Origin of the sequence: Bacillus sp. AM1(2019), from assembly GCF_009906915.1 — a bacterium.
In the GTDB taxonomy this organism is placed as follows: Bacteria; Bacillota; Bacilli; order Bacillales; family Bacillaceae; genus Bacillus; species Bacillus velezensis.
In genome coordinates, this window is the sequence record NZ_CP047644.1 from 143,513 (window position 1) to 162,500 (window position 18,988).

The window sequence follows — 18,988 nt, forward strand, 5'->3', positions numbered from 1 at the left end:
AAGGAGTGACCTAAGGATGATTACGAAAACTAGCAAAAATGCTGCTCGTCAAAAAAGACATGCCCGTGTTCGTGCTAAACTTTCAGGCACAGCTGAAAGACCTCGTCTGAATGTGTTCCGTTCAAACAAACACATTTATGCTCAAATCATCGATGATGTAAATGGCGTTACACTTGCTAGTGCCTCTACTCTCGATAAAGATTTGAACGTGGAAAGCACTGGTGACAGCGCTGCTGCTGCTAAAGTCGGTGAACTCGTTGCGAAACGCGCTTCTGAGAAAGGTGTTTCTGACGTAGTATTTGACCGCGGCGGATACTTATACCATGGACGTGTAAAAGCTCTGGCCGATGCAGCTCGTGAAGCCGGACTGAAATTTTAATAAAAAAAGGAGGGACACATGATTATGCGTCGTATTGACCCAAGCAAATTAGAGTTAGAAGAACGCTTAGTTACGGTTAACCGCGTAGCGAAAGTTGTTAAAGGTGGTCGTCGTTTCCGTTTCGCAGCTCTAGTCGTTGTCGGTGACAAAAACGGTCACGTAGGTTTCGGTACTGGTAAAGCACAAGAAGTACCTGAAGCAATCCGCAAAGCTGTTGAAGATGCGAAAAAGAATTTGATTGAAGTACCAATGGTTGGAACTACGATTCCACACGAAATCATCGGACGTTTCGGTGCAGGCAATATCTTGTTGAAACCTGCTTCTGAAGGTACTGGAGTTATCGCTGGAGGCCCTGTACGTGCGGTACTTGAGCTTGCTGGCGTTGCTGATATCCTTTCTAAGTCTTTAGGTTCTAACACACCGATCAACATGATCCGTGCAACACTTCAAGGTTTAAGTGAGCTTAAACGTGCCGAAGAGGTTGCGAAGCTTCGTGGAAAATCTGTAGAAGAACTGTTAGGATAAGGAGGGAACATTAATGGCTAAATTAGAAATCACCCTCAAACGCAGTGTAATCGGTCGCCCGGAAGATCAGCGCGTTACTGTAAGAACACTTGGTTTAAAGAAAACAAACCAAACTGTTGTTCATGAAGATAACGCTGCGATCCGCGGTATGATTAATAAAGTATCTCATCTAGTTTCTGTTAAAGAACAATAAAAATAAATTATAGGCTAAGGAGGTGTCCTAATGAAACTTCATGAATTAAAGCCTTCAGAAGGTTCACGTAAAGTACGCAATCGCGTAGGTCGTGGTATTGGTTCTGGTAACGGTAAAACAGCTGGTAAAGGTCACAAAGGTCAAAACGCTCGTTCTGGCGGCGGTGTACGCCCTGGATTCGAGGGGGGACAAATGCCTTTATTCCAACGTCTTCCTAAACGCGGTTTTACAAACATCAACCGTAAGGAATACGCTATTGTGAACGTAGACAAATTGAACGGTTTTGCGGAAGGAACGGAAGTCACTCCTGAACTTCTTCTTGAGACTGGTGTTATTAGCAAACTTAATGCAGGAGTAAAGATTCTTGGCAACGGTAAATTAGAGAAAAAATTAACTGTAAAAGCCAATAAATTCTCTGCTTCTGCGAAAGAAGCTGTTGAAGCTGCTGGCGGTACAGCTGAGGTGATCTAACTTGTTTAAGACAATCTCCAACTTTATGCGTGTGAGTGATATTCGGAATAAAATCATTTTTACATTACTCATGCTTATCGTCTTTCGCATAGGTGCGTTTATCCCTGTGCCATATGTAAATGCTCAGGCGTTGCAGACACAAAGTTCGATGGGGGTTTTTGATCTCCTTAATACATTTGGCGGCGGTGCGCTTTATCAGTTCTCCATTTTTGCGATGGGAATTACGCCTTACATCACTGCTTCAATCATCATTCAGCTGCTGCAGATGGATGTTGTGCCGAAGTTTACCGAGTGGTCTAAGCAAGGTGAAGTCGGCCGCCGTAAATTAGCTCAGTTCACGAGATATTTTACGATTGTGCTTGGTTTTATCCAGGCATTAGGTATGTCTTACGGGTTTAATAACCTGGCAAACGGTATGCTGATTGAAAAATCCGGCATATCGACATATCTGATTATTGCTTTAGTACTCACTGGAGGAACTGCTTTTTTAATGTGGCTGGGAGAACAAATTACTTCCAATGGAGTAGGTAACGGAATTTCGATCATCATCTTCGCGGGGATTGTGGCTAGTATTCCGAAAACTGTTGGGCAGATTTATGAGACTCAATTTGTCGGCAGCAGCGATCAGCTGTTTATTCATATTGTAAAAATCGCCTTACTGGTGATTGCGATTTTGGCCGTTATTGTTGGTGTTATTTTCATTCAGCAGGCCGTACGCAAAATCGCGATTCAATATGCAAAAGGGCAAGGTCGTTCACCTGTTGGCGGAGGCCAGTCAACTCACCTTCCGCTTAAAGTGAATCCGGCAGGGGTTATTCCGGTAATCTTTGCGGTTGCGTTTCTTATTACGCCGCGTACTATCGCGTCATTTTTCGGAGAAAACGATGTGACAAAGTGGATTCAAGCCAACTTTGACAATACACATCCGGTGGGCATGGCGGTTTATGTCGCATTAATTATCGCCTTTACGTACTTCTATGCTTTTGTGCAGGTAAACCCTGAACAAATGGCTGATAACCTTAAAAAACAGGGTGGCTATATCCCGGGGGTTCGTCCAGGGAAAATGACTCAAGATAGAATTACGAGCATTTTGTATCGACTTACGTTTGTGGGTTCTATATTCTTAGCCGTGATTTCCATTCTTCCTATCTTTTTCATTCAATTCGCTGGATTGCCTCAAAGTGCACAGATTGGCGGAACATCATTGTTAATTGTCGTCGGGGTAGCCTTGGAGACAATGAAGCAGCTGGAGAGCCAGTTAGTGAAACGTAATTACCGAGGATTTATGAAAAATTAGAGGACTGGTTTTAACCATTCCTCTAAATAAGAGAGGACGGGGGAAATCCGAATGAACTTAGTCTTAATGGGACTTCCTGGAGCCGGTAAAGGCACACAGGGAGAACGAATTGTTGAGGATTATGGGATACCTCATATCTCAACGGGAGATATGTTCCGTGCTGCTATGAAAGAAGAAACACCACTCGGACTCGAAGCAAAGTCTTATATTGATAAAGGCGAGCTCGTACCGGACGAAGTCACAATCGGCATTGTCAAAGAAAGACTCGGCAAAGATGATTGTGAAAGAGGTTTTCTTCTGGACGGATTTCCGCGAACAGTCGCTCAGGCTGAAGCTCTTGAAAACATTCTTGAGGAATACGGCAAGCCGATTGATTATGTCATTAACATTAAAGTAGACAAAGACTCTTTAATGGAACGTTTGACTGGACGCAGAATTTGCAGTGTTTGCGGCACAACCTATCATTTGGTTTTCAATCCGCCGAAAACGCCGGGTGTTTGTGATAAAGACGGAGGAGACCTTTATCAACGGGCAGATGATAATGAGGAAACCGTCTCAAAACGGCTTGAGGTCAACATGAAGCAGACTCAGCCTTTACTCGATTTTTATTCTGAGAAAGGGTATCTTGTCAACGTCAATGGCCAGCAGGACATTAACGACGTGTACAAAGATGTGAAAGAGCTTCTTGGAGGATTGAGCAAATGATTATCTGTAAGACCCCTCGTGAGCTTGGCATCATGCGGGAAGCAGGGCGAATCGTGGCTTTGACTCATGAAGAGATGAAAAAGCACATTAAACCAGGAATCTCGACAAAAGAATTGGATCAAATTGCCGAACGTTTTATTGAGAAGCAGGGTGCAATCCCATCTTTTAAGGGGTATAATGGGTTTCGCGGGAGCATTTGTGTATCAGTTAATGAAGAACTCGTTCACGGAATTCCCGGTAAAAGGGTTTTGCGTGACGGTGACATTATCAGCATTGATATCGGTGCTAAATTAAATGGTTATCATGGTGACTCTGCTTGGACATATCCGGTAGGAAACATCAGTGATGATGATAAACGACTGCTGGAAGTGACAGAGGAGTCTTTATATAAAGGCTTGAAGGAAGCAAAACCAGGTGAACGTTTGTCGAATATTTCCCACGCAATACAAACGTATGTCGAAAATGAGCAGTTTTCAGTTGTTAGGGAGTATGTCGGACATGGTGTTGGTCAAGACTTGCATGAGGATCCGCAAATTCCTCATTACGGTCCGCCAAACAAAGGACCTAGGCTGAAGCCTGGTATGGTTCTCGCTATAGAACCGATGGTTAACGCTGGCAGCCGATATGTGAAAACATTGGCTGATAACTGGACGGTTGTAACGGTAGATGGGAAAAAGTGTGCTCATTTTGAACATACGATTGCGATTACGGAAACGGGTTTTGATATACTGACAAAAGTCTAGATGATGAAATGAATTCCATGACATATGTTTTTCATTCCGCACCTGGGCAGATTGTAGGTTTACATTTGGTCGGAAGAAAAAACGGCTAGCTGCTGTCATCGGAATGAAGATTCATCATCGTGTACTAAAGCAGACGGAGAAAAGCGTACATTTCATTCTCCTTAGAAAAAGAATATCAATCATTCACCCTTTATGATTGCGTATCTCCGGAAGTTCAGAACAGTATAAACGAAACAGGGCGTGTGACAAACGGATAACTGAGATTTTCTCTTTTGAAATTTGTCAGAGAGCAAGTTACTGATTTGAAGAAGGGAGAACACTTGAATGGCGAAAGACGATGTAATTGAAGTGGAAGGTACGATTGTCGAAACACTGCCAAACGCGATGTTCAAAGTTGAACTCGAAAATGGCCATACGGTTTTGGCTCACGTATCTGGTAAAATCCGCATGCACTTCATTCGCATTTTACCTGGAGACAAAGTTACGGTAGAATTATCTCCATATGACTTAACTCGTGGCAGGATTACGTACCGTTACAAATAAAGCACTCCGGAAACTGAAGGAGGTTGGAAACACATGAAAGTGAGACCATCAGTTAAACCAATCTGCGAGAAATGTAAAGTTATTCGCAGAAAAGGAAAAGTAATGGTGATCTGTGAAAATCCAAAGCATAAACAAAAACAAGGATAATTAATAAGGAGGTGCCCAGAGAATGGCTCGTATTGCTGGTGTAGATATCCCACGTGACAAACGTGTTGTTATTTCTTTAACATATGTCTTCGGAATTGGCCGCACAACGGCTCAGCAAGTCTTGAAAGAGGCTGGTGTTTCTGAAGATACTCGTGTGCGTGATCTTACTGAAGAAGAACTTGGTAAAATCCGTGATGTTATTGACAAACTGAAAGTAGAAGGTGACCTTCGCCGTGAAGTTTCTCTTAACATCAAGCGTCTGATCGAAATCGGAAGCTACCGCGGAATCCGCCATCGCAGAGGTTTGCCTGTTCGCGGACAAAACTCTAAAAACAATGCGCGTACTCGTAAAGGTCCGCGTCGTACTGTAGCTAACAAGAAAAAATAAGTAAGGGAGGTACCTAAACAATGGCTGCTGCTCGTAAACAAAACACGCGTAAACGTCGCGTGAAAAAGAATATTGAGTCAGGAATCGCTCATATTCGTTCAACTTTCAACAACACGATCGTTACGATCACTGATACTCATGGTAATGCTCTTTCTTGGTCTAGTGCCGGAGCTCTAGGATTCAGAGGTTCTCGTAAATCTACTCCTTTTGCTGCGCAAATGGCTGCTGAAACAGCTGCTAAAGGTTCAATCGAACACGGACTTAAAACTCTTGAAGTAACTGTTAAAGGACCAGGTTCTGGCCGTGAAGCTGCAATCCGTGCTTTACAAGCTGCCGGACTTGAAGTTACAGCTATCAGAGACGTAACTCCTGTTCCTCATAATGGATGCCGTCCACCAAAACGTCGCCGCGTGTAATTTGTTTGTATAGATTTTGTGTCCCTGTCAATAATGGGTTATGATACAGTTATTTATGAAACGAATGCACCGACTCGTTGCCTGAGCACATACGGGACTAAACAATGGGGAATTTCGGATGGAATCTCATATGATTCTATTCGAGGTTTCGACGTTTTGAAGGAGGGTTTTAAGTAATGATCGAGATTGAAAAACCAAAAATCGAAACGGTTGAAATCAGCGACGATGCCAAATTTGGTAAGTTTGTCGTAGAGCCGCTTGAGCGTGGATATGGTACAACTCTGGGTAACTCCTTACGTCGTATCCTCTTATCCTCACTCCCTGGTGCCGCTGTAACATCGATCCAGATAGATGGTGTACTGCACGAATTCTCGACAATCGAAGGCGTTGTGGAAGATGTTACAACGATAATCTTGCACATTAAAAAGCTTGCATTGAAAATCTACTCTGATGAAGAGAAGACGCTTGAAATTGATGTACAGGGCGAAGGAACTGTCACAGCAGCTGATATTACACACGACAGCGATGTTGAAATCCTTAATCCGGATCTTCATATCGCGACTCTTGGTGAGAATGCGAGTTTCCGAGTTCGCCTTACTGCACAAAGAGGACGTGGGTATACACCTGCTGATTCGAACAAAAGAGACGATCAGCCTATCGGCGTGATTCCGATCGATTCAATCTTTACGCCAGTTTCTCGTTTATCTTATCAGGTAGAAAACACTCGTGTAGGCCAGGTTGCAAACTATGACAAACTTACACTTGATGTTTGGACTGACGGAAGCACTGGACCGAAGGAAGCAATTGCTCTCGGTTCAAAGATTTTAACTGAACACCTTAATATATTCGTCGGTTTAACTGACGAAGCTCAGCATGCTGAAATCATGGTTGAAAAAGAAGAGGACCAAAAAGAAAAAGTTCTTGAAATGACGATTGAGGAACTTGACCTTTCTGTCCGTTCTTACAACTGCTTGAAGCGTGCGGGCATTAACACGGTTCAAGAACTTGCGAACAAGACGGAAGAAGATATGATGAAAGTTCGCAACCTGGGACGCAAATCGCTTGAAGAAGTGAAAGCGAAACTAGAAGAACTTGGACTCGGCCTTCGCAAAGACGATTGATCTAGTTTCCATGTGAACTAGGATTTTCGTGTGTTTTTTATTTAGAAACAGCATTCCATTAAAGGAGGGGACATCACATGTCATACAGAAAACTAGGACGTACGAGTTCACAGCGTAAAGCTATGCTTCGTGATCTTACAACAGATTTGATCATCAACGAAAGAATTGAAACAACTGAAACACGTGCGAAAGAACTTCGCTCTGTTGTTGAAAAGATGATCACTCTTGGTAAGCGCGGTGACTTGCATGCTCGTCGTCAAGCTGCTGCATACATTCGCAACGAGGTTGCTAATGAAGAAAATAACCAAGATGCACTTCAAAAATTATTCTCTGACATTGCAACTCGTTACGAGGAGCGCCAAGGCGGATACACACGTATTATGAAGCTTGGTCCTCGCCGTGGTGACGGTGCACCAATGGCAATCATCGAATTGGTTTAATCACATATTTTTGTGTATCTAAAGAAGGGCGGGACAGTTTCTAACTGGATCTATGCCCTTTTTTTAGATATCAGAACTTTTTATCATGAGACAGACAAGCAGAGCTATAGCTGAGAGGAGGTCAGGCGCCCGTGGATCAAAAACAGCTTATATCCGTAAAAGACATTCTATTCCGATACCGCAAAGATGCAGAAAGACCGGCGCTGGACGGTGTGAGTCTGGAGGTATACGAAGGAGAATGGCTTGCTATCGTAGGCCACAACGGTTCAGGGAAGTCGACTTTGGCCAGAGCGTTGAACGGGCTGATTTTGCCTGAGGCCGGAGAAATTGAAGTCGGCGGCATCAAGCTGACTGAGGATACCGTGTGGGATGTGCGAAAAAAAATAGGGATGGTCTTTCAGAATCCCGATAACCAATTTGTCGGAACGACTGTTCGCGATGATGTGGCTTTTGGTTTAGAAAACAATGGTGTTCCGCGCGAAGAAATGATTGAGAGAGTAGATTGGGCTGTCACACAAGTCAATATGCAGGATTTTCTTGATCAAGAGCCGCACCATCTCTCCGGAGGTCAAAAACAAAGAGTGGCGATCGCGGGAATTATTGCCGCGCGTCCTGATATTATGATTTTGGATGAAGCGACATCCATGCTTGACCCGATTGGGAGAGAAGAAGTCCTTGATACTGTCAGACGCTTAAAAGATCAGGGCATGGCCACCGTCATTTCGATAACACATGACCTGGAAGAAGCCGCAAGGGCGGACAGGATCATTGTGATGAACGGCGGCAGGAAATATGCAGAGGGCACGCCTGAAGAGATTTTTAAATTAAACGAAGACTTGGTTCGCATCGGTCTTGATTTGCCTTTCTCATTCCAGCTCAGCCTGCTTTTGAAAGAAAGCGGACTGGCTTTAACGAAAAACCATCTGACTCAGGAAGGGCTGGTGAATGAGCTGTGGACATTAAAATCAAAGATGTAGAACACCGCTATCAAATGAAAACACCGTTTGAACGGTTGGCTCTGTATGATATCAATGCCGTGATAAAAGAGGGCAGCTACGTTGCCGTCATCGGGCATACAGGGTCGGGCAAATCGACGCTCCTGCAGCATTTAAACGGTTTGCTGAAACCGACTAAAGGACAGCTTGAACTCGGGAGCACGATTCTGGCAGCCGGTAAAAAGAATAAAGACCTTAAGACTTTGCGAAAAAAAGTCGGAATTGTTTTCCAATTTCCCGAACATCAGCTGTTTGAAGAGACTGTGCTGAAGGACATCGCATTCGGACCGATGAATTTCGGTGTAAAGAAAGAAGACGCTGAACGGAAAGCAAAAGAAATGCTGGGGCTTGTGGGCCTTCCGGAAGACATTTTGGATCGTTCACCATTTGAGCTCAGCGGCGGCCAGATGCGCAGAGTGGCGATTGCCGGCGTTCTCGCGATGGAGCCGGAAGTGCTGGTTTTGGATGAACCGACGGCCGGTCTTGATCCGAGAGGGCGCCAGGACATTATGGACATGTTCTATGCGCTTCATCAGCGGGGAAACCTGACTACCATTCTCGTCACCCACAGCATGGAGGACGCCGCCCGCTATGCTGACGAAATGATCGTCATGCACAAAGGAACCATTAAAGCGACGGGGAGTCCGCGTGACTTGTTTGTAAAAGGTGAAGAGATGGCCGAAATGGGACTGGATCTTCCTGAATCGGTAAAGTTTCAGAGACGGCTTGAGAAGGCTCTCGGAGTCAAGTATGAGAAACCCATGCTGACCCTGCAGGATGCCGCCAGTGAAATTAAGGCTTTCTTTCAGGAGGAAAAGGACCAATGATGGACAGCATGATTATCGGAAAGTATGTTCCCGGATCATCGCTTATTCACCGATTGGACCCGCGAACAAAACTTGTCAGCATCTTTCTTTTTGTATGTATCGTTTTTTTGGCAAACAACGTACAGACGTACGCTTTGCTCGGTTTGTTTACATTCGGGGTGATTGCCTTAACACGAGTGCCGTTCAGCTTTTTGCTGAAGGGGCTTAAGCCGATTATCTGGATTGTGGCGTTTACCTTTTTATTACACATTTTCATGACGCATGAAGGATCTGTCATTTTTCAGCTTGGCTGGTTTAAAGTGTATGAGGGCGGACTTATACAGGGGATTTTTATCTCCCTCCGTTTCGTTTACCTTATCTTTATGACGACGCTGCTGACGCTGACAACAACGCCGATTGAAATAACGGATGGAATGGAGCAGCTCCTGAATCCTTTTAAAAAGGTGAAGCTGCCCGTACACGAACTCGCATTGATGATGTCGATATCGTTGCGATTTATCCCGACATTGATGGAAGAGACAGATAAAATCATGAAGGCGCAAATGGCGAGGGGTGCGGACTTTACAAGCGGCCCGGTGAAAGACAGAATCAAAGCGGTTGTTCCGCTGCTTGTCCCGCTGTTTGTCAGCGCCTTTAAACGCGCGGAAGAGCTCGCGGTCGCTATGGAGGCGAGAGGCTACCAGGGCGGTGAGGGGAGAACGAAATACAGAAAGCTCGTCTGGACCGGAAAGGATACCGGAGCTATTCTGCTCATCATCGTATTAGCCGTGTTATTGTTTTTCTTAAGAAGTTAGAGGTGCTGCTGAATGAGAGTGAAATGTACCATTGCTTATGACGGGCATTTATTTAACGGATATCAGGTTCAGCCTGGAAAGCGGACCGTTCAAAGTGAATTGGAAAAAGCGCTGGCCGTCATCCATAAAACGGACGGCAGAGTGCCTGTGTACTCATCCGGCCGCACGGACAGCGATGTTCATGCTGCCGGGCAGGTTATTCATTTTGATACGCCGCTGTCCATCCCGGCTGAGAAATGGCCGTTTGCGCTCAATGCCCTGCTGCCTGATGATATTGCCGTCAAAACAGCAGAGATTGCGGATGATGGGTTCCATGCACGATTTAGCGCGGTCCAAAAGGAATATCGCTACATTGTATATACGGAGAAACACCCGGACGTATTTAAACGACATTACGCTTACCATTTTGCATATCCGCTTAATGTGCAGAAAATGAGGGAAGCTTCAAAGCACCTCATCGGGACACATGATTTCACAAGCTTTTGCGCGGCTGATACCGCGGTTCAGGATAAGGTCAGAACGATTTACGAGCTGGATTGGACTGAGACCGGGGACGGCCTGCAGATGCGGATCACCGGAAACGGTTTTCTCTATAATATGGTCAGAATCATTGCCGGAACGTTATTGGATACAGGAGCTGGAAAATTTTCTCCCGATGATGTAAAAGCAATGCTCGAAGCGAAAGATCGCGAAGCCGCAGGGCGCACCGCACCGGGGCACGGGCTGTATTTATGGAGCGTTTGCTATGACAACTAAACCAGGTGTAACATTTTCTTGACAGAGTCTGCATAAAGTTATAAGATATCATATGGTATGTATTTCAACCCCACGATAAGCCCCGGAACTTATTGTGTTGTGAAATAGAACGTAATCGAAGATTATTGAAAATGACAGATCATTTAGGAGGGAAATTCAATGCGTACAACACCTATGGCTAACGCAAGTACTATTGAACGCAAGTGGTTAGTTGTTGATGCAGCAGGCAAGACTTTAGGACGTCTTTCTACAGAAGTTGCATCTATCCTTCGCGGAAAACACAAACCGACTTACACACCGCACGTTGATACTGGAGATCATGTGATCATCATCAACGCTGAAAAAATCGAGTTAACTGGTAAAAAGTTAACTGATAAAATCTACTACCGTCACACTCAACATCCAGGCGGATTAAAATCAAGAACTGCTCTTGAAATGCGTACAAACTACCCTGAGAAAATGCTTGAGCTTGCTATCAAAGGCATGCTTCCAAAAGGTTCTCTAGGTCGTCAAATGTTCAAAAAATTGAACGTATACCGTGGTTCTGAGCATCCACATGAAGCACAAAAACCTGAAGTTTACGAACTTCGCGGTTAATTAAAAAGGAGGTTACCAATTTGGCACAGGTTCAATATTACGGTACTGGCCGTCGTAAAAGTTCTGTAGCGCGTGTGCGCTTAGTTCCAGGAGAAGGTCGTATCGTCGTTAATAATCGTGAAATCAGCGAGCACATTCCATCTCCGGCTCTAATCGAAGATATCAAACAACCATTAACTTTAACTGAAACAGCTGGTACTTATGATGTTTTAGTAAACGTACATGGAGGCGGCTTATCTGGTCAAGCTGGAGCAATCCGTCATGGTATCGCTCGTGCTTTGCTTGAAGCAGATCCAGAATACCGTGCAACACTTAAACGTGCTGGTCTTCTGACTCGTGACGCTCGTATGAAAGAACGTAAAAAATACGGTCTTAAAGGCGCTCGTCGTGCACCTCAGTTCTCAAAACGTTAATCGTTTTGGATTGCAAAAACCACAACTTCTTGGTTGTGGTTTTTTTGTATTTTTTTCTCATATTCAAGAGGTTATCCGATGTTTTTCTAGAATTGTTTGTTATACTCTATTCATTACCAATAAGGAGCGCAGTTATAATGAATAAGTTAGTCATACATAACAGCAAGGCATGGGATAAAAAAGTCGAAACAGGCAATGAATGGACGGTTGCGGTTGATTCTCATACGATTGGTGAAGCGAAAAAAGGCAATTGGAGCATCAGGATGACCCCCGGAAAAGATGTGCCGGCGGATTGGTTTCCGCCCATAGACGGTCTGAAGGTTCTTTGTCTCGCTTCAGGAGGAGGACAGCAAGGCCCGGTCCTGGCTGCTGCAGGAGCGGATGTCACCATCTTTGACAATTCGGAAAAACAGCTTGCGCAAGACAGAATGGTTGCCGAGCGGGACGATCTTACGCTTCGGACTGTCAAAGGCAGCATGAATGATCTGAGCTGTTTTGATGATGAGTCATTTGATTTTATCGTGCACCCGGTATCGAATTGCTTTGTTGATACGGTTCTTCCGGTATGGAAAGAAGCTCATCGCGTATTGAAAAAAGGCGGGTCTTTAGTCTCCGGTTTTGTAAATCCCGTCGTGTTCTTATTTGATATGGATTTAGAGCAGGAAGGCGTCCTAAAAGTAAAGTATTCCATTCCGTTTTCGGATGAAAAAGATCTGAGTAAGAAAAAGGTAAAGGAACTTATTGATAATCATGAAGCGCTTGAATTCGGCCATACGCTGGAGGATCAAATTAAAGGTCAGATTGACGCAGGCTTTATGGTTGCCGGTTTTTACGAGGACAAAGGCGGCCTCGTGCTGGATGAATACATTAATACATACTCCGTAACAAGAAGCATTAAAATATAAAAACGGCATCCCGTCAGAGGTGCTGTTTTTTTGCGGCTTTTTCCTGCGGACGGCTGATCACATGAGCCGAAACCGGTTCTATTCCAATTTCTCTGGCCCAAACCGACAGTTGTCCCATATGGTGAATCTCATGCGCAAGGATGTGGCGGAGAATATCTTCTTTAGGAAAGGTTTGGTCCATCCAGTCCGGCTTAACAAGATCCGGTCCTTTGCGGGAGACCGCATGAATGACATCCTCCCGATACTGTTCAGACAGCTTTCTGAGATCCTGAATGCTCGTATAGTCAGACTCAGCAGGTAAAACATCATCTTTACCTAAAATGGCACGAGCCCAGCTGATCTCGACATCAATGATATGAAATAAAGTCCGCAAGATGCTCTCCATTCCGCCCGTCCGGGTTTTCGTCAGTTCCTCCCGGCTCAGCTTTTCACATATCCTAAACCACTCGTCACGCACCGTCCAATTGTATTGAAACAGCTTTTTCATAACGTCACCTCAGCTCTTTCTTCTTCCAGTTAACATAAAACTCCTTCATTTGGGAGGATTTCCACTATCAACAAAGCATGCTTTTTCCCTTTTCCTTTCAAAATAACAGTAAAAAGGAGCGTGGCTGGCAATGGCAGAAGTATTATCTTTTTCAGACGTGAAACGGCAGAAGGATTTTGAGCTTGAGAAGAGTTTACTAAAGGAGCTGTCACTGACGCAGATCATTCAGTCCGTAAAAGCATGTCTTACCCCTTTGTTTCCCTTTCTTCAAGACGAAAACGGCATTCTGAGTGAAGGATGCATAGATTTTGCAATTGAAGCGTATTTATTAGGCGGCCGGTTCGGCGTCTTTGGCTATTATGGTGAGTCTTTGCAGAGGGCAAACGCCCGTTCGGCTGAAGAAGAGGAAGAACTGACGGTCGATTTTTTTGAATATCTTTGCAATTGGACGCATGAGCAATATTCTTCCGTTGAACAAAAAGAAATCTATGAAGCGTCCTGCCGGTTTATCAACAGCTGGTGGACGGAAGGATTTCTGCAAAGAGAAAAACAATGTAAGCTCCGTATGAGGTAATCATAATTTCTTCCCTTGTCCCATACTTATTAATAACGGGGACAAGCGGGAGGGAAAGGTATGACAAAAAAGCTGAAATGGCTCGGTTTTTTACTTGGCTTTATCATATTATTGTGTTTATTCCGGTTTCAATTCCATAATGATGATTCCTGGCGGCCGTGGAGTCTGCCGCTGAGCGGAAAAATCATCTATCTCGATCCGGGACACGGCGGGCCGGACGGAGGCGCCACGGGAGGCAGTCACCTTGAAAAGGACATTACTCTCGAAGTGGCCTCCAGGGTAAGAGACTATTTGCAGGAGCAGGGAGCTTTGGTCATTATGACGCGGGAGACGGATACTGATTTAGCTCCTGAAGGGACGAAAGGCTACAGCAGACGCAAAGCGGAAGATCTGAGAAAGCGCGTGGAAATCATCAACCGTTCAGAGGCGGAGCTTTATATCAGCATTCATCTGAACGCCATACCGTCACCGAGATGGAGCGGCGCCCAAAGCTTCTACTATGGAAAATACGAAGAAAATGAAAAAGTGGCAAAATATATACAGGACGAATTGAGAATCAATTTGGAGAATACAACGAGAAAGGCGAAACGGATACACGGCATTTACTTAATGCAGAATGTAACCAAACCGGGCGCGCTGGTGGAAATCGGATTTCTGTCCAATCCCGCGGAAGCGAAAAGGCTCGGACAGCCCAAATATCAGGACAAAATCGCTTCTTCCGTGTATAAGGGCGTATTGAGATACTTCACAGAGAAAGGAGACCCTCCCGAGTAAGGAGGGTTTTTCGCCGATTCTATGTTTAATATATGGTATAATACCATTTGTAAACGAATACACAAAGGGTGAGGGTTCGATGATAAGAGAAGATGAAGTAAGAAATATAGTCGGAAACATGCGCGAACCTTTTCTTCATAGACCGCTGGGAGAATTGGATGCCATTAAAGAAGTAAAGATCAAGCCGGAAAAACGGCATGTCAGTGTAAAAATTGCATTGGCAAAAACGGGGACGGCTGAACAGATGGGTATTCAGCAGGAAATCGTATCCGTTTTGAAAGAAGCGGGTGCGGAAACTGTCGGACTGCGGTTTGAAGAGCTGCCGGAAGAAACATTGGCGAAATTCAGCCGGCCGGCTGCTGAAAGCGAAACCCTGCTGAATAGGAAACACCCGCCGGTCTTTCTTGCGGTGGCAAGCGGAAAAGGCGGTGTCGGCAAATCAACGGTTTCCGTCAACCTGGCCATTTCTCTTGCGCGGCTCGGAAAAAAAGTCGGCTTGATCGACGCGGATATATACGGATTCAGCGTGCCGGACATGATGGGTATTACAGTTCGCCCGACAGTAGAAGGAGAAAAACTGCTTCCTGTCGAAAGATTTGGAGTAAAGGTTATGTCGATGGGCTTTTTCGTCGAAGAAAACGCTCCGGTTGTGTGGAGAGGGCCGATGCTGGGCAAGATGCTGAATAACTTCTTCCATGAAGTTGACTGGGGAGAGGTTGACTATATCGTTCTTGATCTGCCGCCCGGCACGGGTGATGTGGCGCTCGATGTACACACAATGCTTCCGAGCTGCAAAGAGATTATCGTATCAACGCCGCACCCTACAGCCGCATTTGTAGCGGCGAGAGCGGGTTCTATGGCGATTAAGACCGATCATGAAGTTGTAGGGGTCATTGAAAATATGGCTTACTATGAAAGTGCAAAAACCGGCGAGAGAGAATATGTGTTCGGTCAAGGCGGGGGAGATAAGCTTGCAGAGGAATTGCAGGTGCCGCTGCTTGGCAGAATTCCTTTAAAACAGCCTGATTGGGACAAGGACCAGTTTGCGCCTTCTGTCTATGACAGAAGTCATCCGATCGGGGAAATTTATATGGGGATCGCCCAGAAAGTCATTGAAAAAACAGCTGAATAAAAAAGGGGCCGGGATCAACACGGCCCGGCCTTTTATTGGCTTTCTTTTTCAGAGCTTGAAGCCGCTTTTTTCAATTCATCCTCGAATTGCTTTTTGAAAAGCGGGCTGGAAAGTGTCTCTGTAATTACATCTTCTAAGTAACTGCGGAACTTTTGGCTTTTCACCAGCTCATAGTATTTTTTATCCATGCCGGGGTCCTGCATGATCTGCATAAAACTTTTCTGATAATCAGGGTCCTTCATCAGTTTTTTTATGATTTTTTCATGCTCGGGCTGAAGAGTTTTTGCAAAGCTCTCGGCGAACTTTGAGTCTTCAAAGATGGTTTTCCAGAACTCCGCCCCTTTTTTAGAGGTGAGGGTTTTCTCTATTGTGCCTTTAATGGCATTTTGATCAATCACCAATGCCTCATTCATCGCATCATCATTTAATATTTCCTTAATTGCTTTTTTTCCATCATCTGTCTTTAATATATCAACAACCATTTTTTTAGTCTGGTCATAATCCATATCCGCTGCTTGGTCTTTTGGAGCACAAGCTGTTACAGATAATACAATAAAACAGCTTATCAATAGCGTTTTGGCTTTTGACATGCATAAGCTCCTTCCTTACTTGTACTTATTTTTAATATGATTCATCGGAATGGATTTATACATAACAAAATATCGCTGAACGCGATTGTCAGGGGGATGAATAAGAGATGAAAAGCCGCGGGCTTGTTCGATTTTTCTTTTCGATTTTAGCTGTGGGCGCTCTTATTACAAGCGTCGTGGGATTTGCTCTGAAGTGGGGGGAGTACAAGGGGTTCTTCCTGAATTTTGATGCCGGTCAGATTTTCTCCGTTCTGATCTGGTTTATCGGGGTAGGCATGATTTTCAGTGTGATCAGCCAGATGGGATTCTTCGTTTTTTTGACGGTGCACCGGTTTGCCCTTGAAATTCTCAGATCAAGCTCGCTTTGGAATCTGCTTCAGCTGTTTATCATTCTGTTTGTCGCTTTTGATTTAATGTACGTCAGATTTTTGTTTTTCGGAGAGCGGGATGACTCGATTGCGGGGTTTGTCTGGCTGCCGCTGGCTCTGCTTGCCGTCGGCCTGTTGACGGCATATATAAAACAAAAGCAGTCCTCAAAAAATACGTTCGTTTCATCATTATTTTTAATGGTCGTTATTACAGCGCTTGAATGGGTTCCCGCGCTACGAGTGAATAATGAGGACTGGCTTTATTTAATGCTGATTCCGCTGATGGGCTGCAATGCGTTTCAGCTGCTAATGCTGCCGAAGTTTGCCCAGAGGTAGTTATTTCACTTCTGATGACTTGACGTCAGTATTTGCGATCAGGTCGCCGACTGTCACGTTTTTCAGTCCTTTTTGCTTTAAATTGTGAATAATGGCGGGGAGCGCTTCTTCAGTCTGTGTTGCTGAATCAGAGGCGTGCAGCAGGACAATGTCGCCGCCTTTTATATGACTGTTTACATTTTCAATGATTTTATCAGGGCCGGGATTTGTCCAATCCTGCGAGTTAACGCTGTAATGAACCACTGAATAGTGGTACTTCTGTGCAATGGTAAGAACCTTTTTATTAAATTGTCCGGTCGGCGGGCGGAGTAAATGAACATTCTTCACACCCAGCTTTTTAAATGCAGTCTGGGCCCGGAGGATATCTTTTTTTATTTCATTGTCCTCTAGGTTGGTATAATTCTTATACGCATATCCCATGCTGCCGATTTGATGTCCGTCTTTTACCATACGTTCAACTGTGTCCGGGTGCCGTTCCGCCCAAGAAGCTGACAGAAAAAAAGTGGCGTTTTTAATACCGTTTGCTTTTAGCGCGTTCAGAATAGGAACCGCCTTTTCGTCGCCCCAGCTGATATCGAATGTTAATGCGACTTCGCCCGCTTTCGTCTCCCCTTTTGAAATAGCCTTCGGGCCGCTATCAGTTAAAAATACAGGAAGGGGGACGGCTCTCTGTATATAAAAAAAGCTGGCTGCTGCAAATGCGGCAATGATAATAATAAGCAGCTGTTTTATCCTTCTGATGTGCCACACGTAGAAGTGATTCACTGATGACGCCTCCTTATCTTGTCCATGCTTGATTACATCGTATGCCGCGGCGGAGATGAATATAACAAAATACGTTTTAAAAAAATGAAAAAAACACTTGCTAAACTCAACGAATGCATGGTATATTATTAAACGTCGCTGATGAACAGCAGACAACAACAAAAAGCTTCGGAAACAACTTAAAAAAAGTTGTTGACATAAAAGAAGCTGAGTGGTAAGATAATAAAGTTGCTTCAACAAGCGGTAATGATCTTTGAAAACTAAACAAGACAAAACGTACCTGTTAATTCAAAGTTTTAAATAAATCGCACAGCGATGTGCGTAGTCAGTCAAACTACTTTATCGGAGAGTTTGATCCTGGCTCAGGACGAACGCTGGCGGCGTGCCTAATACATGCAAGTCGAGCGGACAGATGGGAGCTTGCTCCCTGATGTTAGCGGCGGACGGGTGAGTAACACGTGGGTAACCTGCCTGTAAGACTGGGATAACTCCGGGAAACCGGGGCTAATACCGGATGCTTGTTTGAACCGCATGGTTCAGACATAAAAGGTGGCTTCGGCTACCACTTACAGATGGACCCGCGGCGCATTAGCTAGTTGGTGAGGTAACGGCTCACCAAGGCAACGATGCGTAGCCGACCTGAGAGGGTGATCGGCCACACTGGGACTGAGACACGGCCCAGACTCCTACGGGAGGCAGCAGTAGGGAATCTTCCGCAATGGACGAAAGTCTGACGGAGCAACGCCGCGTGAGTGATGAAGGTTTTCGGATCGTAAAGCTCTGTTGTTAGGGAAGAACAAGTGCCGTTCAAATAGGGCGGCACCTTGACGGTACCTAACCAGAAAGCCACGGCTAACTACGTGCCAGCAGCCGCGGTAATACGTAGGTGGCAAGCGTTGTCCGGAATTATTGGGCGTAAAGGGCTCGCAGGCGGTTTCTTAAGTCTGATGTGAAAGCCCCCGGCTCAACCGGGGAGGGTCATTGGAAACTGGGGAACTTGAGTGCAGAAGAGGAGAGTGGAATTCCACGTGTAGCGGTGAAATGCGTAGAGATGTGGAGGAACACCAGTGGCGAAGGCGACTCTCTGGTCTGTAACTGACGCTGAGGAGCGAAAGCGTGGGGAGCGAACAGGATTAGATACCCTGGTAGTCCACGCCGTAAACGATGAGTGCTAAGTGTTAGGGGGTTTCCGCCCCTTAGTGCTGCAGCTAACGCATTAAGCACTCCGCCTGGGGAGTACGGTCGCAAGACTGAAACTCAAAGGAATTGACGGGGGCCCGCACAAGCGGTGGAGCATGTGGTTTAAT

The 18,988-nt window shown here is 45.1% G+C and carries 27 protein-coding genes, 1 rRNA gene and 1 pseudogene (1 of these 29 only partly in view); 26 read left to right on the forward strand and 3 right to left on the reverse strand.

Annotated features, from left to right (window positions below):
* Positions 1-16 precede the first annotated feature (16 nt).
* The 21 genes and pseudogenes from rplR to GNE05_RS00910 all read left to right on the forward strand — a co-directional run bounded on the left by rplR (position 17) and on the right by GNE05_RS00910 (position 12,655).
* A complete protein-coding gene (gene rplR / locus GNE05_RS00810; protein WP_003156492.1) occupies positions 17-379 on the forward strand; it encodes a 50S ribosomal protein L18 in 363 nt (120 codons plus the stop codon).
* Between the two features lie 24 nt (positions 380-403).
* Positions 404-904, forward strand: a complete 501-nt coding sequence (rpsE, locus tag GNE05_RS00815; RefSeq protein ID WP_003156493.1) for a 30S ribosomal protein S5 — start codon at positions 404-406, stop codon at positions 902-904.
* 13 nt (positions 905-917) lie between these two features.
* The gene (rpmD, locus tag GNE05_RS00820; RefSeq protein WP_003156497.1) at positions 918-1,097 is read left to right on the forward strand and encodes a 50S ribosomal protein L30; all 180 of its coding nucleotides are present in this window, start codon (positions 918-920) and stop codon (positions 1,095-1,097) included.
* 30 nt (positions 1,098-1,127) lie between these two features.
* Complete coding sequence (gene rplO / locus GNE05_RS00825) at positions 1,128-1,568, forward strand: 50S ribosomal protein L15 (protein WP_003156499.1); 441 nt, start codon at positions 1,128-1,130, stop codon at positions 1,566-1,568.
* A gap of 1 nt (position 1,569) precedes the next feature.
* Positions 1,570-2,865 (forward strand): preprotein translocase subunit SecY, encoded by a 1,296-nt coding sequence (gene secY, locus GNE05_RS00830; protein ID WP_007410406.1) that lies wholly within the window; start codon positions 1,570-1,572, stop codon positions 2,863-2,865.
* Between the two features lie 51 nt (positions 2,866-2,916).
* Complete coding sequence (locus tag GNE05_RS00835) at positions 2,917-3,570, forward strand: adenylate kinase (RefSeq protein ID WP_007410407.1); 654 nt, start codon at positions 2,917-2,919, stop codon at positions 3,568-3,570.
* Entirely contained in the window at positions 3,567-4,313 is a 747-nt protein-coding gene (map, locus tag GNE05_RS00840) for a type I methionyl aminopeptidase (RefSeq protein WP_007410408.1), read from the forward strand. Before GNE05_RS00835 ends, map begins: the two co-directional genes overlap by 4 nt.
* Positions 4,314-4,425: 112 nt before the next feature.
* Positions 4,426-4,660, forward strand: a pseudogene (locus GNE05_RS21100) (KOW domain-containing RNA-binding protein); the annotation flags it as partial.
* The gene (gene infA / locus GNE05_RS00850) at positions 4,638-4,856 is read left to right on the forward strand and encodes a translation initiation factor IF-1 (RefSeq protein ID WP_003156508.1); all 219 of its coding nucleotides are present in this window, start codon (positions 4,638-4,640) and stop codon (positions 4,854-4,856) included. The pseudogene GNE05_RS21100 and the gene infA, both read left to right, overlap by 23 nt.
* Before the next feature lie 33 nt (positions 4,857-4,889).
* The gene (rpmJ, locus tag GNE05_RS00855; RefSeq protein ID WP_003156543.1) at positions 4,890-5,003 is read left to right on the forward strand and encodes a 50S ribosomal protein L36; all 114 of its coding nucleotides are present in this window, start codon (positions 4,890-4,892) and stop codon (positions 5,001-5,003) included.
* Positions 5,004-5,025: 22 nt separating this feature from the next.
* Positions 5,026-5,391, forward strand: a complete 366-nt coding sequence (gene rpsM / locus GNE05_RS00860) for a 30S ribosomal protein S13 (protein ID WP_003156545.1) — start codon at positions 5,026-5,028, stop codon at positions 5,389-5,391.
* Positions 5,392-5,411: 20 nt separating this feature from the next.
* Positions 5,412-5,807: a 30S ribosomal protein S11 gene (gene rpsK / locus GNE05_RS00865; RefSeq protein WP_007410409.1), complete on the forward strand. Its 396-nt coding sequence runs from the start codon at positions 5,412-5,414 to the stop codon at positions 5,805-5,807.
* Between the two features lie 176 nt (positions 5,808-5,983).
* Entirely contained in the window at positions 5,984-6,928 is a 945-nt protein-coding gene (locus GNE05_RS00870) for a DNA-directed RNA polymerase subunit alpha (protein WP_003156549.1), read from the forward strand.
* A 77-nt stretch (positions 6,929-7,005) separates the two neighbouring features.
* On the forward strand, positions 7,006-7,368 hold the full coding sequence (rplQ, locus tag GNE05_RS00875) for a 50S ribosomal protein L17 (protein WP_003156550.1): 363 nt from the start codon (positions 7,006-7,008) through the stop codon (positions 7,366-7,368).
* Positions 7,369-7,499: 131 nt separating this feature from the next.
* Complete coding sequence (locus GNE05_RS00880) at positions 7,500-8,345, forward strand: energy-coupling factor ABC transporter ATP-binding protein (protein ID WP_007615256.1); 846 nt, start codon at positions 7,500-7,502, stop codon at positions 8,343-8,345.
* Positions 8,321-9,190, forward strand: coding sequence for an energy-coupling factor ABC transporter ATP-binding protein (locus tag GNE05_RS00885; protein ID WP_029974329.1), 870 nt, complete (start codon positions 8,321-8,323; stop codon positions 9,188-9,190). The genes GNE05_RS00880 and GNE05_RS00885 overlap by 25 nt, the downstream gene beginning before the upstream one ends.
* A complete protein-coding gene (locus GNE05_RS00890) occupies positions 9,187-9,984 on the forward strand; it encodes an energy-coupling factor transporter transmembrane component T family protein (protein ID WP_014304219.1) in 798 nt (265 codons plus the stop codon). Before GNE05_RS00885 ends, GNE05_RS00890 begins: the two co-directional genes overlap by 4 nt.
* 12 nt (positions 9,985-9,996) lie before the next feature.
* Entirely contained in the window at positions 9,997-10,740 is a 744-nt protein-coding gene (truA, locus tag GNE05_RS00895) for a tRNA pseudouridine(38-40) synthase TruA (protein WP_072176950.1), read from the forward strand.
* A gap of 159 nt (positions 10,741-10,899) precedes the next feature.
* Positions 10,900-11,337, forward strand: coding sequence for a 50S ribosomal protein L13 (gene rplM, locus GNE05_RS00900; protein WP_003225844.1), 438 nt, complete (start codon positions 10,900-10,902; stop codon positions 11,335-11,337).
* Between the two features lie 20 nt (positions 11,338-11,357).
* A complete protein-coding gene (gene rpsI / locus GNE05_RS00905; RefSeq protein ID WP_003225846.1) occupies positions 11,358-11,750 on the forward strand; it encodes a 30S ribosomal protein S9 in 393 nt (130 codons plus the stop codon).
* A 137-nt stretch (positions 11,751-11,887) separates the two neighbouring features.
* Positions 11,888-12,655, forward strand: a complete 768-nt coding sequence (locus tag GNE05_RS00910) for a class I SAM-dependent methyltransferase (protein ID WP_007410414.1) — start codon at positions 11,888-11,890, stop codon at positions 12,653-12,655.
* A 13-nt stretch (positions 12,656-12,668) separates the two neighbouring features.
* Here the strand turns inward: GNE05_RS00910 and GNE05_RS00915 are convergent, their stop codons facing one another.
* Entirely contained in the window at positions 12,669-13,142 is a 474-nt protein-coding gene (locus GNE05_RS00915; protein WP_160182333.1) for a DinB family protein, read from the reverse strand.
* 130 nt (positions 13,143-13,272) lie between these two features.
* Between GNE05_RS00915 and GNE05_RS00920 the strand changes: the two genes are divergently transcribed.
* The 3 genes from GNE05_RS00920 to GNE05_RS00930 all read left to right on the forward strand — a co-directional run bounded on the left by GNE05_RS00920 (position 13,273) and on the right by GNE05_RS00930 (position 15,622).
* A complete protein-coding gene (locus GNE05_RS00920; RefSeq protein ID WP_007410416.1) occupies positions 13,273-13,716 on the forward strand; it encodes a DUF2521 family protein in 444 nt (147 codons plus the stop codon).
* Positions 13,717-13,776: 60 nt separating this feature from the next.
* Positions 13,777-14,490 (forward strand): N-acetylmuramoyl-L-alanine amidase CwlD, encoded by a 714-nt coding sequence (gene cwlD, locus GNE05_RS00925; RefSeq protein ID WP_007410417.1) that lies wholly within the window; start codon positions 13,777-13,779, stop codon positions 14,488-14,490.
* 79 nt (positions 14,491-14,569) lie between these two features.
* The gene (locus GNE05_RS00930) at positions 14,570-15,622 is read left to right on the forward strand and encodes an Mrp/NBP35 family ATP-binding protein (protein WP_007410418.1); all 1,053 of its coding nucleotides are present in this window, start codon (positions 14,570-14,572) and stop codon (positions 15,620-15,622) included.
* Between the two features lie 32 nt (positions 15,623-15,654).
* On the opposite strand, the gene gerD is transcribed toward GNE05_RS00930, so the two are convergent.
* Positions 15,655-16,212, reverse strand: coding sequence for a spore germination lipoprotein GerD (gerD, locus tag GNE05_RS00935; RefSeq protein WP_014304224.1), 558 nt, complete (start codon positions 16,210-16,212; stop codon positions 15,655-15,657).
* Between the two features lie 107 nt (positions 16,213-16,319).
* Between gerD and kbaA the strand changes: the two genes are divergently transcribed.
* Positions 16,320-16,916, forward strand: a complete 597-nt coding sequence (gene kbaA / locus GNE05_RS00940) for a KinB-signaling pathway activation protein (protein WP_014416761.1) — start codon at positions 16,320-16,322, stop codon at positions 16,914-16,916.
* On the opposite strand, the gene pdaB is transcribed toward kbaA, so the two are convergent.
* Positions 16,917-17,681 (reverse strand): polysaccharide deacetylase family sporulation protein PdaB, encoded by a 765-nt coding sequence (gene pdaB / locus GNE05_RS00945; protein ID WP_014416762.1) that lies wholly within the window; start codon positions 17,679-17,681, stop codon positions 16,917-16,919.
* A 339-nt stretch (positions 17,682-18,020) separates the two neighbouring features.
* Between pdaB and GNE05_RS00950 the strand changes: the two genes are divergently transcribed.
* Positions 18,021-18,988, forward strand: a 16S ribosomal RNA gene (locus GNE05_RS00950) (it continues 582 nt past the right edge of the window).